General features: G+C 74.5%; 17 protein-coding genes. 14 read left to right on the top strand and 3 right to left on the bottom strand.

Annotated features, from left to right (window positions below; translation table 11 throughout):
* Window positions 1–8: 8 nt before the first annotated feature.
* Window positions 9–953, bottom strand: coding sequence for a heme o synthase (locus tag FKD65_RS43420; RefSeq protein ID WP_141587444.1), 945 nt, complete (start codon window positions 951–953; stop codon window positions 9–11).
* A 552-nt stretch (window positions 954–1,505) separates the two neighbouring features.
* Between FKD65_RS43420 and tkt the strand changes: the two genes are divergently transcribed.
* From tkt to FKD65_RS43370, 10 genes are all read left to right on the top strand, one after another.
* Window positions 1,506–3,665 carry a transketolase gene (gene tkt, locus FKD65_RS43415; RefSeq protein WP_141586089.1) on the top strand — a complete coding sequence of 720 codons (2,160 nt, stop codon included), beginning with the start codon at window positions 1,506–1,508 and terminating at the stop codon, window positions 3,663–3,665.
* Window positions 3,666–3,765: 100 nt separating this feature from the next.
* Window positions 3,766–4,881, top strand: coding sequence for a transaldolase (gene tal, locus FKD65_RS43410; RefSeq protein WP_141586087.1), 1,116 nt, complete (start codon window positions 3,766–3,768; stop codon window positions 4,879–4,881).
* The gene (locus tag FKD65_RS43405) at window positions 4,878–6,533 is read left to right on the top strand and encodes a glucose-6-phosphate isomerase (protein WP_141586085.1); all 1,656 of its coding nucleotides are present in this window, start codon (window positions 4,878–4,880) and stop codon (window positions 6,531–6,533) included. Before tal ends, FKD65_RS43405 begins: the two co-directional genes overlap by 4 nt.
* 136 nt (window positions 6,534–6,669) lie before the next feature.
* Window positions 6,670–8,352, top strand: a complete 1,683-nt coding sequence (locus tag FKD65_RS43400) for a phosphoheptose isomerase (RefSeq protein WP_141586083.1) — start codon at window positions 6,670–6,672, stop codon at window positions 8,350–8,352.
* Complete coding sequence (locus tag FKD65_RS43395; RefSeq protein WP_141586081.1) at window positions 8,349–9,962, top strand: hypothetical protein; 1,614 nt, start codon at window positions 8,349–8,351, stop codon at window positions 9,960–9,962. The genes FKD65_RS43400 and FKD65_RS43395 overlap by 4 nt, the downstream gene beginning before the upstream one ends.
* A 144-nt stretch (window positions 9,963–10,106) precedes the next feature.
* Window positions 10,107–11,633 carry a glucose-6-phosphate dehydrogenase gene (gene zwf, locus FKD65_RS43390; protein WP_141586079.1) on the top strand — a complete coding sequence of 509 codons (1,527 nt, stop codon included), beginning with the start codon at window positions 10,107–10,109 and terminating at the stop codon, window positions 11,631–11,633.
* The gene (gene opcA, locus FKD65_RS43385; protein ID WP_141586077.1) at window positions 11,634–12,710 is read left to right on the top strand and encodes a glucose-6-phosphate dehydrogenase assembly protein OpcA; all 1,077 of its coding nucleotides are present in this window, start codon (window positions 11,634–11,636) and stop codon (window positions 12,708–12,710) included.
* Window positions 12,707–13,480, top strand: a complete 774-nt coding sequence (gene pgl, locus FKD65_RS43380; RefSeq protein WP_141586075.1) for a 6-phosphogluconolactonase — start codon at window positions 12,707–12,709, stop codon at window positions 13,478–13,480. The genes opcA and pgl overlap by 4 nt, the downstream gene beginning before the upstream one ends.
* A gap of 129 nt (window positions 13,481–13,609) precedes the next feature.
* Window positions 13,610–14,812, top strand: coding sequence for an Ig-like domain-containing protein (locus FKD65_RS43375; protein WP_240809887.1), 1,203 nt, complete (start codon window positions 13,610–13,612; stop codon window positions 14,810–14,812).
* Between the two features lie 42 nt (window positions 14,813–14,854).
* Window positions 14,855–15,187 carry a cupin domain-containing protein gene (locus FKD65_RS43370; protein ID WP_141586073.1) on the top strand — a complete coding sequence of 111 codons (333 nt, stop codon included), beginning with the start codon at window positions 14,855–14,857 and terminating at the stop codon, window positions 15,185–15,187.
* An 81-nt stretch (window positions 15,188–15,268) separates the two neighbouring features.
* Here the strand turns inward: FKD65_RS43370 and FKD65_RS45235 are convergent, their stop codons facing one another.
* The gene (locus FKD65_RS45235; protein WP_205718485.1) at window positions 15,269–17,935 is read right to left on the bottom strand and encodes an alpha/beta fold hydrolase; all 2,667 of its coding nucleotides are present in this window, start codon (window positions 17,933–17,935) and stop codon (window positions 15,269–15,271) included.
* A gap of 181 nt (window positions 17,936–18,116) precedes the next feature.
* Between FKD65_RS45235 and FKD65_RS43360 the strand changes: the two genes are divergently transcribed.
* Genes FKD65_RS43360 through FKD65_RS43350 form a run of 3 tightly spaced genes read left to right on the top strand, consistent with a single transcriptional unit; the run spans window position 18,117 to window position 20,414 of the window.
* Complete coding sequence (locus FKD65_RS43360) at window positions 18,117–19,319, top strand: sensor histidine kinase (protein WP_240809886.1); 1,203 nt, start codon at window positions 18,117–18,119, stop codon at window positions 19,317–19,319.
* Window positions 19,300–19,728, top strand: coding sequence for a pyridoxamine 5'-phosphate oxidase family protein (locus FKD65_RS43355; RefSeq protein ID WP_141586068.1), 429 nt, complete (start codon window positions 19,300–19,302; stop codon window positions 19,726–19,728). Before FKD65_RS43360 ends, FKD65_RS43355 begins: the two co-directional genes overlap by 20 nt.
* Before the next feature lie 20 nt (window positions 19,729–19,748).
* Complete coding sequence (locus FKD65_RS43350; RefSeq protein ID WP_141586065.1) at window positions 19,749–20,414, top strand: response regulator transcription factor; 666 nt, start codon at window positions 19,749–19,751, stop codon at window positions 20,412–20,414.
* On the opposite strand, the gene FKD65_RS43345 is transcribed toward FKD65_RS43350, so the two are convergent.
* Window positions 20,411–21,913, bottom strand: a complete 1,503-nt coding sequence (locus FKD65_RS43345) for an MDR family MFS transporter (protein ID WP_141586063.1) — start codon at window positions 21,911–21,913, stop codon at window positions 20,411–20,413. The two genes, FKD65_RS43350 and FKD65_RS43345, sit on opposite strands and share 4 nt — an antisense overlap.
* Window positions 21,914–21,996: 83 nt before the next feature.
* Here FKD65_RS43345 and FKD65_RS43340 point away from each other — a divergent pair, with 83 nt between their 5' ends.
* On the top strand, window positions 21,997–22,452 hold the full coding sequence (locus FKD65_RS43340; protein ID WP_141586061.1) for a MarR family winged helix-turn-helix transcriptional regulator: 456 nt from the start codon (window positions 21,997–21,999) through the stop codon (window positions 22,450–22,452).
* The last annotated feature ends 154 nt before the right edge of the window (window positions 22,453–22,606 follow it).

The raw sequence follows: 22,606 nt of genomic DNA, 5'->3' as shown, positions 1-22,606 counted from the left end.
TAAAGCCGTCAGCGCAGGAGCGGGTCGACCGCCACGGCGGTGAACAGCAGCGCCAGGTAGACGTTCGAGAGGTGGAAGAAGCGCATCGGCCGCAGGTGGACACCGGTGACCCCGGCGCGGACCGCCTTCAGCAGGCGGTGCCCCTCGGCGAGGAAGACCAGCCCGAGCACGACGGCGACGGCCCCGTACACCGGGCCCATCCCGGCGACGGGCCACAGGGCCAGCGAGCAGGCGACGGTCGCGTAGGTGTACACCAGGCTCTCGACGACGACGCGGCGCTCGGACGCGACGACCGGCAGCATCGGGACCTTGGCGACGGCGTAGTCCTCGCGGTAGCGCATCGCGAGGGTCCAGGTGTGCGGCGGCGTCCAGAGGAACACCACGCCGAACAGGACGAGCGGCGTCCAGGCGACGCCTCCGGTGACGGCGGCCCAGCCGATGAGGACGGGCATGCACCCCGCGATCCCGCCCCACACGACGTTCTGCGACGTGCGCCGCTTGAGCAGCAGCGAGTAGACGAAGACGTAGAACAGGATCGCGAACAGCGACCCCGCCGCGGCGACCGGGTTCACCGCGAGCAGGAACCCGAGGGTGGACACGGCGGCGAGCGTCACCCCGAAGACCAGGGCGCGGGCCGGGGTCACCTGGTGGCGGGCCAGGGGGCGGCGCCGGGTCCGGCGCATCTTGGCGTCGATGTCGCGGTCGATGTAGCAGTTGATCGCGTTGGCGGCGCCCGCGGACATGGTGCCGAACGCGAGCGTCAGCAGGACGGTGGACAGCGGCGGCACGCCCCCGGCCGCGAGGAACATCACCGGGATGGTGGTGATCAAGAGCAGCTCGATCACGCGCGGCTTCGTCAGCGCCACGTAGGCGCGCACGCTCGCGCCGGGCGTGCGCCGGGCGGCCCGCTCGGCGGGAGGCGGCGCGAGCGGGGACGGGGGCGCCTCCGGCACCTGCTCGTCCAGCTCGATCCCGCGCTTGTTACTGAGCACCGTCACAATCGGGTCCACGTCTGACTAGGGATGAGAAATCGGTACCACCTCGGCGGTGCCCCCGCGATCCGGGCCGGCCTCGGCTGGGTGCGACTTCGGACTGGTCGTCTTGCCGCGGCCTCTGGCCTCAGCCGCGCAATCACTGTAGTCCGCCCCCTCCCGGGGGCGCGCACCGGGTCGCCGGACGCGGCGCGCCGCACGTCCGGCGCCCCGCCGGACCCGGGCGGCCCGGATCACCCGCCGGATCACCCGCGCGGGGGGTTAGTCCGCGAGCCCTTCGGGCAAGGGTGCATGAAGCGTCGCGGCCCGATGCCCGGCGCGCGGCGCCGCGGTCCCCCCGCTCCAGCCTGCGGCGGCCCTCCCGCGCGATAGGCTCGCGGCCAGGGGCGCGGCACGATCTTCGAGGCCGCTCCCCGCGGGCGCACGGGGCAGGGGAAGAGGCGCCGCACCGCCGGACGTTGCCCTTAAGGGGGTTCGCGCGGGCAGTCGGCGCACGAGATTGCAGAGTGTTCTATGACATCGGTTCGAGAGGAGCCTGGCGTTTCCGTGAGCAGGGACAACAGCACGTTTGAGTGGTCCGACCAGGACCGGCGCGCGGTGGACGCGATCCGCGCCCTCGCCATGGACGCGGTCGAGGAGGCGGGCTCCGGTCACCCCGGGACCGCGATGAGCCTCGCCCCGGCCGCCTACCTTCTCTTCCAGCGCTTCCTGCGGCACGACCCGACGGACCCGCAGTGGCCCGGGCGGGACAGGTTCGTGTTGTCCTGCGGCCACTCCAGCCTGACCCTTTACATCCAGCTGTTCCTGTCGGGCTACCCGATGACGCTGGACGACCTGAAGTCGCTGCGCAAGTGGGGCAGCCTCACCCCCGGCCACCCCGAGTACGGGCACACCGCGGGCGTGGAGACGACCACCGGGCCCCTCGGTCAGGGCGTCGCCAACGCCGTCGGGATGGCGATGGCGGCCCGCCGCGAGCGCGGCCTGTTCGACCCTGACGCCCCCGAGGGCGAGTCCCCCTTCGACCACACCATCTGGGCGTTCGCCTCCGACGGCGACATCGAGGAGGGCATCAGCCACGAGGCGAGCGCGCTGGCGGCCCACCAGCGCCTCGGCAACCTGGTCCTGCTCTACGACGACAACCACATCTCGATCGAGGACGACACGGCGATCGCCCTGTCGGAGGACGTGCGCGCCCGGTACGCGGCCTACGGCTGGGACGTCCACCACGTCGACTGGACGCAGGACGGCGACTACGAGGAGAACGTCGCCGCGCTGGCCGCCGCGTTCGCCGCGGCGAAGGCCGAGACGTCCCGGCCCTCCTTCATCGCGCTGCGCACGATCATCGGCTGGCCGGCGCCGAACAAGAAGAACACCGGCAAGATCCACGGTTCGGCGCTCGGCGCGGACGAGGTCGCCGCGACCAAGCAGGTCCTCGGCATGGACCCGGCCGAGAGCTTCCACGTCCCCGAGGAGGTGCTGGCCCACGCCCGCGCCGTGTCCGACCGGGGCCGCGCGGAGCACGCGGAGTGGAGCCGGACGTTCGAGGCGTGGCGGGCCGCGAACCCCGAGCGGGCCGCCGAGTTCGACCGGATCTCGACCCGCACCCTGCCCGCGGGCTGGGAGGACGCACTCCCGGAGTTCGAGGCCGGCAAGGAGATCGCGACCCGCGCGGCGTCCGGCGAGGTGCTCGCGGCGCTGGCGCCGGCGCTGCCGGAGCTGTGGGGCGGCTCGGCCGACCTCGCGGAGAGCAACAACACGACCATGAAGGGCGAGCCGTCCTTCATCCCCGAGGAGTTCCAGACCAAGGAGTTCCCCGGCCACCGCTACGGCCGGACGCTGCACTTCGGCGTCCGCGAGCACGCGATGGCCGCCATCTGCAACGGCATCGCGCTGCACGGCGGCACCCGCCCCTACGGCGGCACGTTCCTGATCTTCAGTGACTACATGCGCCCGGCGGTCCGGCTGGCGGCGCTGATGAAGCTGCCCGTCACCTTCGTCTGGACGCACGACTCGATCGGCCTCGGCGAGGACGGTCCGACCCACCAGCCGGTCGAGCACCTGTGGGCGCTGCGGGCGATCCCCGGCCTGGACGTCGTGCGCCCGGCCGACGCCAACGAGACGGCGGTGGCCTGGCGGACGGTGCTGCGCCACACCGACCGGCCGGCCGGCCTCGCGCTCACCCGGCAGAAGCTGCCGACGCTGGAGCGCGGCGGCGGGCTCGCGTCCGCCGAGGGCGCAGCCAAGGGCGGCTACGTGCTGGCCGACGCCGAGGGCGGGCGGCCCGAGGTGATCATCATCGCGACCGGCAGCGAGGTGGCGCTGGCACTGGAGGCGCGCGAGACGCTCCAGTCCGGCGGCACTCCGACCCGCGTCGTGTCGATGCCGTGCGTCGAGTGGTTCGACGAGCAGAGCGACGCCTACCGGCAGGAGGTCCTGCCGCCCGGCGTGCGCGCCCGGGTGTCGGTCGAGGCCGGCGTGGCGCTCGGCTGGCGCTCCTACGTCGGCGACGCCGGCGAGTCGGTGAGCCTGGAGCACTTCGGCGCCTCGGCCGACTACAAGACCCTGTTCCAGCAGTTCGGCATCACGTCCGAGCGGGTGGTGGCGGCGGCCAAGTCCAGCCTCATCAAGGCCGGGGTGCGCAACGCCGGGCAGGGTGACACGACCGGCAACTGAGCCGCGGCCCATGAGGGCGGGCGGCGCCCTGGCAGGGGCGCCGCCGCCCGGCCCCCCGCGGGGCGACGCAGACGACGTGAAGACGACGAGGAGAAAAGCGATGAGCGAGATTCTGAAAGAGCTCTCGGGCGAGGGCGTGTCGATCTGGCTGGACGACATCAGCCGCGAGCGGCTGCGCTCGGGCAACCTGGCGGAGCTGGTCAAGGACAGGCACGTCGTCGGCGTCACGTCCAACCCGACGATCTTCGCCAAGGCGCTGAGCAAGGGCGACGCCTACGACGAGCAGGTCCGCGACCTCGCGGTGCGCGGCGTGGACGTCGAGGAGGCCTCCCGGGCGATCACCACCTACGACATCCGGTGGGGCTGCGACGTGCTGCGCCCCGTCTACGACCGGACCGACGGCCTGGACGGGCGCGTCTCGATCGAGGTCGACCCGCGCGTGGCCCGCGACACCCGCCGGACGGTCGCCGAGGCCCGCGCCCTGTGGTGGATGGTCGACCGGCCCAACCTGCTCGTCAAGATCCCGGCGACCGAGGAGGGCCTGCCGGCGATCACGGCGGCGCTGGCCGAGGGCATCAGCGTGAACGTGACGCTGATCTTCTCGCTGGAGCGCTACGGCAAGGTCATCGACGCGTTCTTCGAGGGCCTGGAGAAGGCCAGGGAGAACGGCCGCGACCTGTCGACGATCGCCTCGGTGGCCTCGTTCTTCGTCAGCCGGGTGGACACCGAGATCGACAAGCGGCTCGACAAGATCGGCTCGGACGAGGCCAAGGCGCTCCGCTCGAAGGCCGGCATCGCCAACGCCCGGCTCGCCTACGCGCTGTTCGAGGAGAAGTCCGCCACCGACCGGTGGAAGGCGCTGAAGGACGCCGGGGCCCGTCCCCAGCGGCCGCTGTGGGCCTCGACCGGCGTGAAGGACCCCGACCTCAACGACACCCTGTACGTGGACGAGCTGGTCGCGCCGGGCACGGTCAACACGATGCCGGAGGCGACGCTCGAGGCGGAGGCCGACCACGGCCAGGTCCGCGGCGACACCGTCCGGGGCGCCTACGACGACGCCCGCGCGCACATGGCGGCGCTCAAGGACGCCGGCGTCGACTACGACGACGTCGTGCGGGTGCTCGAGGAGGAGGGCGTCGAGAAGTTCGAGGCCTCCTGGAAGGAGCTCCTCGACACCATCACCAGCGAGCTGGAGTCCAAGAAGGCCGGCGCGTGACCTCGGTGGTGACCGCCGGGGGGATCTCGGTCACCATCCGCGGCGCCGTCGTCGACGAGAGCGAGACGGTCCTCGACCGTCTCGTCTCCGACGGCGTGCCGGGTTCGCTGGCGTCCGGCAACGCCAAGCTGTGGGGCCCGGACGCCGCCCCGCTCGCCGCGCGCAGGCTCGGCTGGCTCGGCCTGCCGGAGGCGTCGCGGTACCTGAGGGACCGGCTGGCCGGCCTCGTGCGCGAGGTCCGCTCCGCGGGCCTCGACCGGGTCGTGCTGGCCGCCTCCGGGGGCCCGGCCCTCGCCGCGGAGGCGATCTGCCGGACGGCGGGCGCCGACCTGACCGTCCTGGACACCACCGACCCGCACGAGGTGTCCGCCGTCCTGGCGGGCGGCCTGGACCGGACGCTCGTGGTCGTCGCGGACGAGGGCGTCGAGGCCGACGCGCTGCGGCGCGTGTTCGGCCGCGCCTTCTCCGAGGCGGGGCTGGCGGGCGAGGATCTGGCGCGCCGCTTCGTCGTGGTGGCCGAGGAGGGTTCCGACCTCCAGCGCACGGCTCGCGAGGCCGGGCACCACTTCGTCCCGGCCGAGCCCTATGTCGACGGCCGCTTCGGCGCGCTCGGCGCCCGGGCGCTCGCCCCCGCCATGCTCGCGGGAGTGGACGCCGAGCCCCTGCTGGACGAGGCGTCCCGGCTCGGGGCGGTGCTGCGGCAGCCCTACGACAACCCGGCGCTGGCGCTCGGCGCCGCGCTCGCGTCCTCGGCGCTCGGCGACCGCGACAAGCTGGTGATCGCCGATCTCGGCTCCGGGCAGGACGGCTTCGCCGCGTGGGCCGAGCAGCTGGTGGCCGGGGCGATGGGCAAGGACGGCAAGGGCCTGCTCCCAATCGTGGTGGAGGGCGTCGACGCGCCCGGATTCGAGCTGACCGGCGAGCTGCGCCGGGTCATCCTCGGCCGCCGCCCGGACGAGCCGGGCCCCGGGCGCGAGGCGGGGGTGAGCGTCGCCGGGCCGCTCGGCGCGCAGTTCCTGCTGTGGGAGTACGCGGTCGCGGTGGCATGCCGGGTGATCGGGGCCGACCCGTTCTCCGAGCCCGACACCGGCGAGTCGCGGGACAGCACGGCGGCGCTGCTGCGCCCCGAGGAGGGCGCCGCGCCCACGGTGGTCCACCGGCCCCCGGAGCTGGTCGAGGGCGCGGTGGAGGTCCACGCGCCCGAGGGGGCGCTGCGCGGCGCGCAGACCCTCGCCGAGGCGCTCGACACCGTTCTGGAGGACGTCCAGGACGGCGGCTACCTCGCGCTCCTGGTCTACCTCGACCGGGCGGGGGACGCGGCGGCGGCGGGACTGCGGCCGCTGCTCGCGGCGCGCGGCGCCAAGGTCCGCAAGCATCCGGCCCCCGTCACGTTCGGATGGGGTCCCCGCTACCTGCACGGCGCCGGGCAGTACCACAAGGGCGGCCCGGCGAACGGCGCGTTCCTGCAGGTGACCGGAGCGGTCGGCGGCGACGTGCCGGTTCCGGACACGCCCTACAGCCTCGGCGAACTCCAGCTCGCGCAGGCGTTCGGCGACCTGCGGGTGCTGCGCTCGCTCGGCCGTCCCGCCTTCCGGATCCACCTGCGCGACCGCGCCGAGGGCCTCGCCCAGCTCGCCGCGGCGCTCGGCTGAGCCGGCCCGGGTCCGGCCGTGTCGCGACGAGTCGACACAAAGCGACCGGCCGGATCCGGGACGCGACCAAGAAGATCGACGGAGATGGTCGCGAATGCCCTTTCTCTCCTGAAACGATGGGGGCCGGGAGGGAACGGTGTCCGGATTCGACGTACTGACGCGCGGTGACGTGCTGGACTCGGCGCTGCAGGCGCGAGACTACCTCGTGAGCTGCGGCGTCCCCGGCGCGCTGGCCGCCAAGGACCCCCGGCTGTGGGGGCGGCGGGCGGTCGACCACAGCCGGCTCGGCTGGCTCGACCTGCCGTTCGCCTCCCGCGGCCTGCTGAACCAGGTGAACGGCCTGGTGTCGGAGGCGCGCTACTCGGGCCTCGACCACATCGTGCTGATCGGCGTCGGCGCGGAGAGCCTCGCCGCGCAGGCCGTGATGGAGGCGCACGCGCCCGCGCTGGCGGGGGCCGGCGGCACGCCCGAGCGGCCGTCCGGAGAGCTGACCGTCCTGGACGGCGGCGACACCGCCGCGCTCGCGTTCGCGATGGAGCGGCTCGACCGCACGCTGGTCGTGCTGGCCAGCAAGGCGGGCGTGTCCCTGGAGGGCGACGCCTACCGCCGGATCTTCGCCGCGGCGTTCCGGGAGCGGGGCCTGTCGGAGCGTGAGATCGCGAGCCGGTTCCTCGTCATCACCGACCACGGCAGCCCGCTGCACGACTTCGCCCGCCAGTGCGGGTACCGGATCGGGCTGACCGACCCCTACCTTCCCGGGCACTACGGCGCCCTGTCGGCGTACGGGCTCGTCCCGGCCGTGCTCGCGGGCGCGGACGCCGACCGGCTGCTGGAGGAGGCGGCCTCCCTGGTGCCCTCGCTGTCCAAGGACGAGGACAACCCGGGCCTGCTGCTCGGCGCCGTCATCGGCGGCTGCGCGCAGCAGGGGCCGGGCGGCCTCGCCCGCGACAAGGTGCTGCTGCGCGAGCCGGGCGGGCCCGGCGCGCTGAGCGCGTGGATCTCCCAGCTGCTCGCGGTCGGCACCGGCAAGCGGGGCCGCGGCGTGCTGGCCTTCGAGCCGCCCGGCGCGCGGGGCGAGTTCCCCGACGTGCACGGCGTGTCGGTCAACCCGCGGTCGGCGGCGCAGGACGAGTCCGACACCTCGGTGTGGGCGCCGCTCGGCGCGCAGTTCCTGCTGTGGGAGTACGCGACGGCGGTCGCCGGGTGGCTGCTCGGCGTGAACCCGTTCGAGGCGGGCAGCACGGTCGTCCAGGAGGCCGAGGACGACGCCGCCACGCTGCTGCGCACGGTCGCGGGCGGGTCGCTCACGCAGGAGCGGCCGGTGTACGTCGAGGACGACATCGAGGTGCACGCCGACTTCCCGTGGCCCGCCGGCGCCGAGCTCCAGACCGTCCTCGGCGGGCTGGTCGCCTCCGTGCCCTCCGACGGCTACCTCGCGGTGATGACGTACCTGTCGGGCGACTTCTCGGGGCGCTACCTCGCGCCGTCGCTGGCCCGCGCCTCCGGGCGCCCGGTCGCCTACGGGCCGGGGCCCGGCTACCCGCACGCGACGGGGCCGGTGCACAAGGACGGCCCGGGCAACGGCGCGTTCCTCATCATCACCGGCGAGCCCGCGCCGGGGGACGCGCTCGCCGCGCACCCCGTCCCCGGCCGCCCCTACAGCCTGGCCCAGCTGCAGATCGCGCGCGCCCTCGGGGAGCTGCGGGCGCTGCGCGCGCGGCGGCTGCCGGTGATCCGGCTGCACCTGCGCAACCCGGTGGAGGGCGCGGGGCGGCTGACCGAGGCGGTCCGCGCGGTGGCGGGGGCACGCAGGCCGTGAGCTTCACCGCCGTCGTCTCGGGGGAGACGGCCATCACCGCCCGCGGGGCGCTGAAGGAGGCAGCCGAGCGGGTGCTGGGCCGGTTGTGGATCGACCAGGTGCCCGTCCGGCTCGCCTCGGAGGACGCCTCGCTGTGGCCGTCGGCCGCCACCGCCGGCGTGGAGGGGCGGCCGCTGTGCTGGCCCGGGCAGCCGGGCCCCGGCCGCGCGGTGTTGGACCGTGCCGAAGAGCTGCGCGGGCGGGCCCGCTCGGACGGGCTGACCGAGGTGGTGCTGCTCGGCGGCGGCCCCCCTGCCCGCGCCGCGGAACTGATCGTCCGCGCCCGCGGGCCCGAAGCGCCGCACGGCCGCGGCGGGCTGGCCGTGCTGGACGGCCCGGACCCGGGTCCGCCGCTGCGCGTCCGGGAGGACCCCGACCGGCTGGGCCGGACGGTCTTCGTGGTGACGGGCGACGACCCGGCGACCGAGGTGCTGCGGCAGGTGTTCGCGGAGGCGCTGCGGGAGGCGGACCTGTCCCCCGCCGAGGTCGCGCGGCGGTTCGTGACGGTCGCCGAGCCGCGCGCGGCGGCGGCCGAGCACGCGACGGCGGCGGGGCACGCGCTGGTGGAGGCGCCGGCGCCCACCGCGTTCGGCGCGCTGTCGCCCTACGCCCTGGTGCCCGCCGCGCTCGCGGGCGCCGACGTCGCGGCGCTGCTCGAGGAGGCCACCGCCGTCCTGCCGTCGCTGACGCGGCCGGAGAACAACCCGGGCCTCGTGCTCGGCGCCGTCCTCGGCGGCGCGGCCAGGGCGGGGCGGCGGACGGCCGTGCTCGGCGGCTACCCGGCCGCGCTGCCGGGCGTCGCCCGGTGGGCCGCGCTGCTCCTGGAGGAGGCGGCCCGCGGCCTGCTGACGCCGGTCGTCCAGGACGGGGGCCTGCCGTTGCAGCCCGCCGACGACCTGTTCCTGCTGACGTTCGACGGCCGCCCCCACCAGGACGACGCCACGGTGGCCGGTCCGCTCGCCGCGCAGCTGGTCGTGTGGGAGTACGCGGCCGCGGTGGCGTCCTACCTGCTGGGAGCCGACCCGCTGGTCTCGGCGGAGCGGCCCGCGCCGATGACGCTGGACGACGGGACCGGCGAGCCGCTGTTCGCCGACGGCGACCCCGGCCGCGCCGTCGAGGCGCACACGACCGTCCCGGCGCTGGCGGGCGCGGCCGGGCTCACCGGGCTGCTGGACGCGCTGACCGGTATGGTCGGACCGCGCGAGCACCTCTCGCTCGCCGCCTACCTCGACCCGGACGAGGCGCGCGGCCAGGGCGCGCAGGTGCGCCGGCTGGCGGCGCTGCTCGCCGCCCGCTGCGGGCGCCCGGTCCAGGTGGGCTGGGGCGCGCGGCCGCCCGCGAGCGGAAATGATCATCCGGACGGATGCGTTTACCTTCTGGTGACCGGGAACGTCGTCCGCGACGTGCCGGTCCCCGGCCGGCACCACGGGCTCGGCATGCTGCAGCTCGCGCGGGCGCTCGGGGACGCCCGCGACGCGCGCGCGGCGGGCCGCCCGGTGGTACGGCTCCACCTGCAGAACCGCTGGGCGGGGCTGGCCCGGCTGCTCGACACCGCCAGAGGGGACATATGAGGGCCGAAGCCGGGGACCGGAGACCGCGGCCGGACGGGGGCGGTTCCGAGTCGGGACCCGCGAAACGAGTTGGGGCAGGATGCTTGCAGCAGTAGTCGGACTAGGCGCAGTGCGATCAGAGGCAGTGCGAACAGAGGGGGCCACGTGACCAACCCAGCCAATCCGCTCCGCGACCCGCGGGACAAGCGCCTGCCGCGGGTGGCCGGGCCATGCGTGCTCGTGCTGTTCGGGGTCACCGGGGACCTGTCGCGCAAGAAGCTCCTCCCGGCGATCTACGACCTGGCGAACCGGGGGCTGCTGCCGCCGGGCTTCTCCCTGGTGGGGTTCGCCCGGCGCGACTGGGAGAACGAGGACTTCCGCCAGATCGCCTACGAGTCGGTCAAGGCCCACGCGCGGACCCCGTTCCGCGAGGACGTGTGGACGCACCTCATGGAGGGCATGCACTTCGTCCCCGGCGAGTTCAGCGACCCGGGCGCGTTCGACGCGCTGGCGATGGCGGTCAAGGAGCTGGACGAGAGCCGCGGCACGGGCGGCAACTACGCGTTCTACCTGTCGATCCCGCCGAAGTTCTTCCCGGAGGTCGTCGAGCAGCTGCAGCGCAGCGGGCTCGCCGACCGCGAGGAGGGCTCCTGGCGCCGGGTCGTCATCGAGAAGCCGTTCGGCCGGGACCTGAAGACCGCGCTGGAGCTGAACGACACCGTGCACCGCGTGTTCCCCGAGGAGGCGATCTTCCGGATCGACCACTACCTCGGCAAGGAGACGGTGCAGAACATCCTGGCCCTGCGGTTCGCCAACACGATGTTCGAGCCGATCTGGAACCGCTCCTTCGTCGACCACGTGCAGATCACGATGGCCGAGGACATCGGGATCGGCGGCCGGGCCGGGTACTACGACGGCATCGGCGCCGCCCGCGACGTCATCCAGAACCACCTGCTGCAGCTGCTGGCGCTCACGGCGATGGAGGAGCCGACGTCCTTCGGCGCCGACGCGGTCCGCGCCGAGAAGGCCAAGATCCTTTCCTCGGTCCGGGTGCGGGGCGACCTGGCCCGCTCCACCGCGCGCGGGCAGTACGCGGCGGGCTGGCAGGGCGGCGTGAGCGTCCGGGGCTACCTCGAGGAGGAGGGCATCCCCGCCGACTCGCGCACCGAGACCTACGCCGCGGTCAAGCTGGACATCGACAACCGCCGGTGGGCGGGCGTGCCGTTCTACCTGCGCACCGGCAAGCGGCTGAGCCGCCGGGTGACGGAGGTGGCGATGGTGTTCCAGAAGGCGCCGCACCTGCCGTTCTCGCACACCGACACCGAGGAGCTCGGGCAGAACGCCCTGGTGATGCGGGTGCAGCCGGACGAGGGCATCACGGTCCGGTTCGGCTCGAAGGTGCCCGGCACCTCGATGGAGATCCGCGACGTGAACATGGACTTCGCCTACGGCGAGTCGTTCACCGAGGCCTCGCCCGAGGCGTACGAGCGGCTGCTGCTGGACGTGCTGATCGGCGATCCGCCGCTGTTCCCCCGGCAGGAGGAGGTCGAGCTGTCCTGGAAGATCCTCGACCCGATCGAGGAGTACTGGGCGAGCCGCGGCGGGCTCGACCAGTACAAGTCCGGCGGCTACGGGCCCGACAGCGCCGACGAGCTGATGGCGCGGGACGGCCGAACCTGGAGGCGGCTCTAGATGAACATCGATCTGACCGGCACGACGACCCGCAAGATCCAGGACGCGCTCACGCAGTCGCGGCACCTGATGGGCGGCCCGGCCGTCGGCATGGTGCTCACTCTGATCATCGTGACGGACGAGTCGGCGCAGTACGACGCGGTGCGCGCCGCGACCGAGGCGGCGCGCGAGCACCCCTGCCGGGTGCTGACCGTCATCTCCCGCGACCCGCGGGGCGGCTCGTCGCGGCTCGACGCCGAGATCCGCATGGGCGAGACCGGCCCCGGCGAGACGGTGCTGCTGCGCATGTACGGGCCGCTGGCCGAGCACGCCGACTCCGTCGTCGTGCCGCTGCTGATGCCCGACACCCCGGTGGTGACGTGGTGGCCCGGCGGCAAGGTGCCGAAGGTCCCGGCCAAGGACCCGCTCGGCCGGCTGGCGCAGCGCCGGGTGACCGACGCCTACGCGGCGCGCGACCGGCTCGGGACCCTGGCCCAGCTCGCCGAGGGCTACCGGCCCGGCGACACCGACTTCACCTGGACGCGGCTGACCTCCTGGCGCTCGCTGCTGGCCGCCGCGCTCGACCAGGAGCACGACGAGATCACCGCCGGCGAGGTGATGGCCGAGCCGGACTCCCCGAGCGCGGAGCTGCTGGCCGCGTGGCTGTCGGTCCGCCTCGGCGTCCCGGTGGACCGGACGGTCTCCGAGGGCCCCGGCATCACCGGCGTCCGGCTGGTGACGACGAGCGGCGACCTCGTGATCGACCGCCCGGACGGCCGGGTCGCGACGCTGTGCCGTCCGGGCCAGCCCGACCGGCAGGTGTCGCTGGTGCGGCGGCCGATGGCGGAGCTGCTGGCCGAGGAGCTGCGGCGCCTCGACCCCGACGAGGTCTACCGCGACGCCGCCGCCCGGTTCGCCAAGGACCTCGCGGGCGGGACGCAGAAGCCCGGCGTGGCGAGCGAGCCGGTGTCGGCGACGCCCGACGCCGCCAAGACCGAGACGGCCAAGTCCGAGACCGCCAAGTCCGAACCCGCCAAGAAGCAGGCGACGGGCAGGCAGCCGGCGCGCAAGGGGCGCGGCAAGTCGGGGGACTCGTGACTCCCCCGGCCGTCCTGGTCCACCGCGACCAGGCCCTGCTCGCCGAGGCGGCCGCGGCCCGGCTGGTGACCCGGATCGCCGACGCCCAGGCGGCGCGGGGCTCGGCGTCGGTGGTGCTCACCGGCGGCGGCGTCGGCACGGCGGTGCTCGCCGCGCTGGCCGCCTCCGGCGCCCGCGACGCGGTCGACTGGGGCCGGCTCGACGTGTGGTGGGGCGACGAGCGTTTCCTTCCGGCGGGCGACCCGGAGCGCAACGAGACGGGGGCGCGGGAGGCGCTGCTCGACCGCGTCCCGCTCGACCCGGCCCGGGTGCACGCGATGCCGGCGGCGGACGGCCCGGACGGGGACGACCCCGACGCCGCGGCCGAGCGCTACGCCGCCGAGCTCGGGGCCGCCGCCGGCGGCGGCCCCGTGCCGTCCTTCGACGTGCTGATGCTGGGCGTCGGGCCCGACGCGCACGTGGCGTCGCTGTTCCCGGAGATGCCGGCGCTGCGCGACGAGGGCGCGGTGGCGGCGGTGCGCGGCGCCCCGAAACCGCCGCCGACCCGGCTCTCGCTCACGTTCCCGTCCCTGCGCGCCGCGGACGAGGTGTGGGTGCTCGCGGCGGGCGAGTCCAAGGCGAAGGCCGTCGCGCGCGGGCTGTCCCCTGACGCGGACCCGTTCCAGGTCCCGTGCGCCGGGGCCCGCGGGAGGAGCCGGACCCTCTTCCTGCTGGACCGGGCCGCCGCGTCCGAGCTGCCGCCGGATGCGGGGGGCTTCACCTCCCCGTGAACCCGGCATGAGGAAAGGCCCGTACACCTGGGAGAAGACTGAACGGCAGCGGTGCTTCCGCATGCCCCGCCCGAAAGCGTGCATACCCTAACCAAGGGAAAACCCGCGTCGAGCGTGAGGAGTTCTCAGGTGCTCAAGGGTCGGACCGGGACGGCGAGTGCGGCGGTCATCGGGGCGGCGATGATCGCCGCGGCGGGCTGCTCCTCCGGGGGCGGTGGCGGGAAGGGCGACGGCGGCGGCAGAGCCGAGGACGCGGTGAAGCTCGCCATCACACCCGCGACCGGGACGAAACTGGCAGCTCCCGACAAGCCCGTCACCGTGACGGCGGAGAAGGGCAAGCTGACCAGCGTCACCCTCACCTACGGCAAGAAGGGCGCGAAGGCCGAGGGGAAGCTCGCCTCAGACGGCAGGTCGTGGAAGTCGTCGTGGAACCTGCGGCCGTCCACGACGTACACGGTCACCGCGAAGGGAACCGGTGACGGCGGCAAGGAGACCACCGCGACGTCGACGTTCACGACCCTGACGCCGCAGAAGAAGCTGGAGAGCGGCATGTCGCCGCTGGACGGCGAGACCGTCGGCGTCGGCATGCCCGTGCAACTGCTGCTGTCCAGGCCGGTCGCCACCAAGGACGGCAAGGCGGCGGTGGAGAGGGCCCTCGAGGTCCGCATGTCCAAGCCGGTCGAGGGCGCCTGGTACTGGGTCAGCGACAAGGAGGTCGACTTCCGGCCCCGCGACTACTGGCCGTCGGGGCAGAAGGTGAAGGTCGTCGCGCACCTGGCGGGGCTGAAGGCGGGCGAGGGCCTGTACGGCATGAAGGACCGCAGCGTCGGCTTCACCGTGGGGCCGCGGCACATCACCACCGTCGACGCCAAGAAGCACCGCGCGACCGTGACCGACGGCGGCCGGACGGTCCGCACGATGAAGGTCAGCCTCGGCAAGCCGGGCCACGACAGCTACAGCGGAACGATGATCGCGCAGGAGAAGGCGGCGCACATCGTGATGGACTCGGCCACCACCGGCGACCCCGGCGAGTACCGCATTCCGACGAAGTGGAACGTCCGCCTCACCTACAGCGGGACGTTCGTCCACTCGGCGCCGTGGTCCACCGACGCGCAGGGCAACGACAACGTCAGCCACGGCTGCGTGAACGCCTCCCCGAGCGACGCCAAGTGGTTCTACGACTTCACCAACCGGGGCGACGTGGTGAAGGTGACGGGCACCACGCGGCAGCTCCAGTTCGGGAACGGACCGACGCCGTGGGCGAAGTCCTGGGACGGCTGGCTGGCGGGCAGCGCCCTGGGCAGGCCGGTGACGGGCGCGCCGCTCACCTGACCCGGCGGCGCCGCCGGGGACGCCGCTGGCACACTTGGTGCCATGCAGAAGCTCTCGCTGGACGCACGGGTACGGGACCTGATGAAGCGCGCCGCCGCGGCCTCGACCGGCCGCAGCGCCGACACGGTGTACGGCGGGCACGAGCACGTCCTGCGCCAGACGCTGATCGCCATGACGGCGGGCACGGCGCTGGCCGAGCACGAGAGCCCGGGCGAGGCGACGGTCCTGGTCATGCACGGGCGCGTCCGGCTGGTCGCCGGCGAGGACGCCTGGGACGGCATCGCCGGCGACCTGCTGATCATTCCGGACGCGCGGCACGGCCTGGAGGCGCTGGAGGACTCGGCCGTGCTGCTCACCGTGGCCAAGTCCGGCTGACGGGACCGCGACGGCGCCGGGCCGGGCCGCCCGCTCCTCGGGTGGCCCGGCCCGGCGCCTCCGGCTGGAGAGCGCGCCGCCTCAGTCGCAGGTGAAGTCCCGCGCGGGCAGGCGACCGGTCAGCAGGTAGTCGTTGACGGTCTCCATGACGCAGGAGTTCGGGTAGCCGCGCTGGTAGGGCGCGTGGACGTCGGCGTCCAGCGTGACCATCCGCGATCCGCGCAGCAGCCGGTGCAGCGCCTGGTTGCTGGGGTAGGTGGTCCGCGTGTCACCGGTGGCGGCCACCATCAGCGCGGGCAGGCGCCCCCCGACCTCGGTCGGCCGCTCGGCCGGCCGTACCGGCCAGAACGCGCACGGGTTGACGTTGCGGGTCAGCGGCGCGAACAGCGGGCTGGCCGCCCGGTTCCGCTCGATGTCGCGCCGGTACGACTCCGGGTCGCGCGGCGCGGCGGCGTCGCCGCAGATGATGGCGCTCTGGCCGCTCCCGTACACCGACTCGGCGCCGGTGAGCAGGAACGCCAGTTCGTCGTCCAGTTCCTCGGTCGGCTGGACGCTCTGCCCCGCCGCCGCCTTGGCGAAGACGCGCAGCGACCGCGCCAGCACGTCCCTGGGCTGGTCCTCGTCGGTGCCGAGATTGTCGAACAGCACGTCGGGCAGCACCGTGTCGTCCACGCGGTACTTCCCGACGGCGAGGGGCTTCTCCGCGGCGGCCCTGACGAGCGCGCGCACGGTCCCGAGGACCTCGGCGCGAGTGCCGCCGAGGCCGTAGGCCGCGTCGCGCCTCGCCGCCCACGCCGCCCACGCGCCGAGCGCGTGGTCGTTGGCGCCTTCGGCGCCCGCCAGCAGCCGCGGGCCGTAGCCGGTCGGGTCGACCGAGCTGTCGAGGATGACGCGGTCGAGGCGGCCCGGGAACATCGTCGCGTACACCGAACCGAGGTAGGTTCCGTAGGACGCGCCGTTGTAGGAGACCTTCCGCTCGCCGAGGGCGCCCCGGACGATGTCCATGTCGCGGGCGATGTTGCGCGTGCTGACGTGCTGCAGGACGCCGGAGTCCGTCCGCGCGCACCGGCCCGCCAGGTCCTTGGCGAACGCGGTGGCCCGGTCGAAGGAGCGGCGGCTCTCCCCCGCCGACCTGATCCAGGTCCCCGAGGGCCAGCCGCAGTCGACCCCGGCGCTGCGCCCGAGCGAGCGGGGGTCCATCCCCACCAGGTCGTAGCGCGGGCCGGCCTTCCCCATGACGGAGCGCATGTAGGGCGGCATGTCGATCGCCGGTCCCGGGCCGCCGCCGTTGAGGATCATCGTCCCGATGCGGTGGGCCGGGTCGGAGGCCTTCAGCCGGGAGATCGCGATGGTGATGGTGCGGCCGTCCGGGCGGCGGTAGTCGAGCGGGACGGTGACGCCGGCGCACCTCGCGCCCGCCTCGTCGAGCTCCTTGCCGGTCCCGTCGCCGGGGCCGAGCGTGCACGCCTTCCAGTCCAGCCGCTGGCGGTAGAAGCGAGCGAGTCCGCCCTTCCCGGAGGTGTAAGCGGCCGGTGCGGCGGAGAGCCCGGCGGCGGGTGCTGCGCCCGGCTTGGCGGCCCCGTCGCAGAAGGCCGTCTCGACGAGCCTCATCTGGTCGTCGAACGCCTCCTTGGTGGACGGGTTCTCGTTGAGGTCGACCGTCACGCGGCGTCCGGACGGGGCGACCCCCGAGACGGTGACGTAGCTCTCGATGCCGCCGGCGTGCCCCCACCAGGTGCCGCCGCAGCGCAGCGGGGTCCCGATCAGGCCGAGGCCGTAGGCCGCGCCCTCCCAGATGCGGTCGGGGTCGGCCGGAACGGTCTGCTTCATCTGGGCGAGCATCGCCGGGGGCAGCAGGCGGCCGCCCATCAGCGCGCCGAAGAAGGCGTTCAGGTCCCGCGGGCTGGAGATCAGTGCGCCGCCGGCCCAGGCCACGGTCGTGTTCATCTCGGTGAAGTCGTCCCACCGGACGGCCCCGTCGCGCTCCTCGCGCACGTAGCCGCGCGCGTGCGCTCCCCTGATCCGCGTCTCGTCGCCCGGCCAGTACGTGTCGCGCAGCCGCAGCGGCCGGACGATCCGGCGCCGGACCTCGTCCTCCAGGCTGTGGCCGCTCGCCTTCTCCGCGATGAGCCCGGCGACGACGTAGTTGGTGGTGGAGTAGTGCCACCCGGGGCCCGGGTGCGGGAGCGTCAGTGCCCGCTCGACCAGTTCCTCGGGCTCGAAGTGCTTGTCGCGGAACTCCTCCGGCCCCGCGAAGGTGTCCATGTGGTCGGGCAGGCCGCTGGTGTGCCGCAGCAGGCTCCGCACGGTGATCTTGTGGCCGTCGTAGCCGCCCCGGTCGATCAGGCCCGGCAGGTAGCGCTCGACCGGGGCGTCGAGCGAGACGCGGCCCTCCCGGGCCAGCTGGAGCAGGGTCACCGCCGTGAACGTCTTGGTGACGCTGGCGACCCGCACCCGCAGGTCCGCCCGCATCGGGCGCCCGGTGCGGCGGTCGGCCACCCCGCTCCCGGCCGTCCACGTCCCGCACGCCGGGTCGTCGACGCGCACCGCCGCGCCGGTGAGCTCGTGCGTCCCGGTCATGCGTTCCAGTGCCCGCCGCGTCGCGGTGCGGTCGGCGCAGCCCGCCGGCGCGCGGTCGGCCCGCGCGGGCGCCGGGACGGCGGCGCCCGCGGCGATCGCGGCGCCCGCCGCAAGCACCGCGACCGCCCGCCTGGCGGCCCGGCGCCGCCTCGAATGTGTGGTCGTCATGGTCTCCGACGCTAGGCAGCGGCGGGCGCGGGCACACTGCGGCGCCCACCCGGACCGGCACTACGGCCAGCACGCACCGGCGAGGTGGGGCCAGCCCCACCGGCGCGTGCCGACCAAAGTCGACGGGGCCGCCGACCTGCGGCCGCTGACCGGACCCGGCGGCATGGCTACCGTTGGGCGGGTGGAGCACTTCCGGCGGTCGTGGCGCGAGTGGCTCGGCGACCTCGGCGCCGCCGGGGCGGCGATGGCGCTCGGCTGGGTGCTGCTCCAGGGCACCCTGCAGGACCTGCCCCCGGGTGAGACGATCGCGGTCCGCCGGGACGTGCTGGTCGGCGCCGTCGCCTGCGTGTTCCTCATGCTCTTCCGGCGCCGCCACCCGGTGGGCCTCGCGGTCGTGATGGTGTTCGCTCAGTGGACGGCGACGACGACGCTCGGCGTCGCGGCGATCGCGATGTACTCGCTGGCGATGCTGCGCCCCTGGCGGACCGCCCTGCCGATCGCCGCCGCCAGCCTGGCGCTGATCATCGCCCTGTTCCGGGTCTCGGCGTCCGAGGACGACTTCCTCCAGGGCAGCGTCATCTTCGCGCTGATCTACGCGGTCCTCATCACGACGGGGATGCTGGTGCGGTCCCGGCGGCAGCTCATCGCGTCGCTGGAGGAGCGGGCCCGCGCCGTCGAGACCGAGCAGCGGCTGCGCGTCGAGGAGGCCCGGCTGCTGGAGCGCGAGCGGCTCGCCCGCGAGATGCACGACGTCCTCGCGCACCGCATCTCGCTGCTGGCCGTGCACGCGGGGGCGCTGGAGTTCGGGCCGGGCACGCCCGCCGGCCAGCGGGAGGCCGCCGGGATCATCCGGCGCAGCGCCTACGAGGCGATGGAGGACCTGCGCGAGGTGATCGGCGTGCTGCGCGACGACTCCCCCGGCGCCGATCCCGAGCGCCCGCAGCCGACGCTCGCCGACGTCCCCGGGCTCGTCGAGGAGTCGCGGCGGGCGGGGGGCCGCGTGACCCTGGAGCAGGACGTCCCCGACCCCGGGCTCGTCCCCTCGCGCGTCGGGCGGCACGCCTACCGGATCGTCCAGGAGGGGCTGACGAACGCCCGCAAGCACGCGCCGGGCGCGCACGTCCGGGTCCGCCTCGAGGCGGGGGACGAGCTGGACGTCGAGATCGTGAACGCGATGCCGGACGGCCCGCCGCCCCTGCCGCTGCCCGGTTCCGGCACGGGCCTGGTCGGCCTCGCCGAGCGGGTGGCGCTGCTCGGCGGGACGCTGGAGCACGGCCGCACCGGGGACGGCCGGTTCCGGTTGCGCGCCCGCCTTCCGCTGCGGTCCGCGCATGGCGCCGGGACCGGTGGGAAAGGTGATACCCATGGCAGCGAACTCCTCTGACGGGCCCGTCCTGGAAGAACTCGACCGCGACGAGTGCATGAAGCTCCTCGCCGGCGGCACCATCGGCCGGGTGGCCTTCGACGACGGCGAGGGGCCGACCGTCGTCCCGGTGAACTACGCCGTCGAGGGCGACTCGGTGATCTTCCGCACGTCGGCGTCGGGCCGGCTGAACCGCAACCTGCTGTCGGCGGTCCTCGGCGGGGAGGTCCGCGCGGCCTTCGAGGTCGACAGGTTCGACGAGGCCGACCACGCGGGCTGGAGCGTGCTGCTGCGCGGCGGCGCGCACCCCCTCTCCGAGGCGGAGAAGGCGGAGGTCGCGCAGGTGCGGCCGTGGCCGGGCGGCGACCGGGAGGCGTGGTTCCGGCTGGCGGCCTCGAGCGTCACCGGGCGCCGCCTGCGCCGCCCCTGAGGCGCCCGTAGGGTGGCGGGATGGACTCCCCTCCCGTCCGCGTCCTGATCGTCGACGACGACGCGCTCGTCCGGGCCGGCCTGTCGATGATGCTGGCGAGCGCCGACGACCTGGAGGTGGTCGCGGACGTCGCCGACGGCGCCGAGGTCGTCGCCGCCGTCAACCAGCACCGGCCCGACGTGGTCCTGATGGACATCCGGATGCCGCGGCTGGACGGGCTGGCGGCGACCGCGCTGCTGCGCGGCCGCCGCGAGCCGCCCGAGATCATCATCCTGACCACCTTCGACACCGACGACCACATCCTGCGGGCGATGCGCGCCGGCGCGAGCGGCTTCCTGCTGAAGCACACCCCGCCACCGGAGATCGTCCGGGCGATCCGCCAGGTCGCGGCGGGCGAGCCGATGATCTCGCCCGCGGTGCTGCGCAGGATGATGGCGTACGTGGCCGAGAGCGGCGCCGACCCGCGCCGGGCCCGCGCCCGCGAGCTGCTCGGCCGGCTGAGCGAGGGCGAGCGGGCCGTGGCCGCACTCGTCGGGCGCGGCCGGACGAACAGCGAGATCGGCCGGGAGCTGTCGCTCAGCGTCGCCACCGTCAAGGCCTACGTTTCGCGGCTGCTGACCAAGCTGGAGCTGAACAACCGCGTCCAGATCGCTCTCCTCGTCCACGACGCCGCCCTCGACGACTAGCGCTCGTCGCGCCGGGCCAGCGGGACGTGGCGCAGCAGCAGCGCCGCCGCCAGGCCCGCCGCGGCGAGGGGCAGCGCTGCGACGAACAGGGTGGAGAACGCGTCCGCGAACGCCTCGGCGACGCCGTCGCGCACCGGCGCCGGGAGGGTCGCCAGCACCTCGGGGCGGACGGCGTCCCCGAACTCGGGGACCCGCCCGTCCGGGACCCGCCGGACGACCTCCTCGGCGAACCGGTTCGACACGACGGCGCCGAAGACCGCCATCCCGGCGGCGGTGCCGAGCATCCGGCTCGCGAAGACGCCCGAGCTGGCCGCGCCGAGGTCGCGGCGCGGCGCGGCCTGCTGCGCGATCAGCATGACGACCTGCTGGGAGAGTCCGGCCCCGAAGCCGAGGACCGCCATGTAGCAGCCCGCGGTGACCAGGCCGGTACGGGTGTCCATGGTCGCCAGCAGCGCGATCCCCGCCGCGCTGACCGCCATGCTCGCCGCGGGCAGCCGGTGGTAGCGGCCGGTCCGGTGGATGTGCTTCCCGGCGGCCACGGAGGCGGCCAGCAGGGCGAGCATCATCGGCAGCAGGAGCAGGCCCGACCTGGTGGCGTCCACTCCCCCGACGACCTGGAAGAACATCGGCAGGTAGGTGGCGAGCCCGAACCCGGTGGCGCCGCCGACGGCGGCGACGGCGCAGGCCACGCCGAACGAGCGGTCGCGGAACAGGCGCGGCGGGATGACCGGCTCGGGCGCCGCCCGCTCGGCGAGCACCCACGCGGCGAACAGCACCGCCGACGCCGCAGCCAGCGCGAGGAGCGCCGGCGAGTCCCACGCGTACCGGGTCCCGGCCCAGCTGGTGAACAGGGTGAAGCAGGTGACCGCCGCGCCGAGCAGGACGATCCCGGCGTAGTCGATCCGCGGCCTGCCCTCGGGCGCCGGCAGCCGCAGGAACAGCGCGACCACCGCGGTCGCGGCGATGCCGAGCGGCAGGTTGAGGTAGAACACCCACCGCCAGGACGCGTGGTCGGTGAGGATCCCGCCGGCCAGCGGGCCCGCGATGCTCGACACCGCGAAGATCACCGCCGAGTACCCCTGGTAGCGGGCGCGCTCGCGCGGCTCGAACAGCTCCCCGGTGAGCGCGAACATCGAGCTCATCAGGCACCCGGCGGCGGCGCCCTGGACGGCGCGGAAGACGATCAGCCAGGTCATGCCGGGTGCCGCGCCGCACGCCGCCGACCCGGCGAGGAAGCCGAGCAGGCCGGTCAGCAGGACGCGGCGGCGCCCGAACAGGTCCCCGAGCCGTCCCGACAGCGGGACGGTGATGCTGGTGGCCAGCACGTACGCCGTCGACACCCAGGCGAGCCGGTCAAGCCCGCCGAGGTCCCCGACGATCGTCGGCAGCGCGGTGCCGAGCACGGTCGCGTCCAGGGAGGACATGAGCCCGGCGAGCATGAGCCCGCCGAACACCAGCAGCCGGTGCCGGCCGGTCATCGGCGCGGTCGACTCGATCATATGCACCTCGCAGATCTATGCTTTGAACATATAAATGCTAAGCACACTTAGATGAGTCGCGCAATCCAACTACACTGGCCGCCATGAGCGACGAGGCACTGGATGCGGTCGAGCGGAGCATGGTCAGGCTGCGCCGGGGCATGTCGCGGCAGCGGCTGGGCAAGGCGGCGGTCCGGGAGCACAACCTCCCCGTCGACGTGCAGGTCCTGCACGTCGTCGACATCGTCGACGAGGGCCCCGACCGGCCCGGCGAGGAGATGAGCGTCGGCCTGGTCGCCGCCCGCCTGGGCGTGGACGCCTCCCGCGGCAGCCGGATCGTCGCCGAGGCCGTCAAGTCGGGCTACGTCCGGCGCGTCGCCTCGCAGGAGGACGGCCGCCGCATCCACTTGGAGCTGACCGAAGCGGGCAGGGGCGTCGTCGAGGCCACCCGCCGCACCCGGCAGGAGCACTTCGCCAAGGCGATGAGCGGCTGGACGGACGAGGAGCGCTCGGCCTTCGCCCGCCTGCTGTCCCGCTTCGTCCACACCTACGAGGACTGAGGCCCTCCGGCCGCGGCGACCGGATCGCCGCCGGTTCCGCGCCCGCCGGCGAGGACCGGCGCCTCCGCCTCTGGTAGCAGACCGCGGACGTCCGGATGCGCCCGGAGTTGCGGGTGCGGCCCGGAGGGTGCCGCCGAGCGGAGGAGAGCGCCGC

The organism is Actinomadura sp. WMMA1423 (assembly GCF_006547145.1).
GTDB lineage: Bacteria > Actinomycetota > Actinomycetes > Streptosporangiales > Streptosporangiaceae > Spirillospora.
The sequence above is the reverse complement of the archived record's forward strand: the minus strand, read 5'-3'. Positions and strand labels throughout refer to the sequence as shown.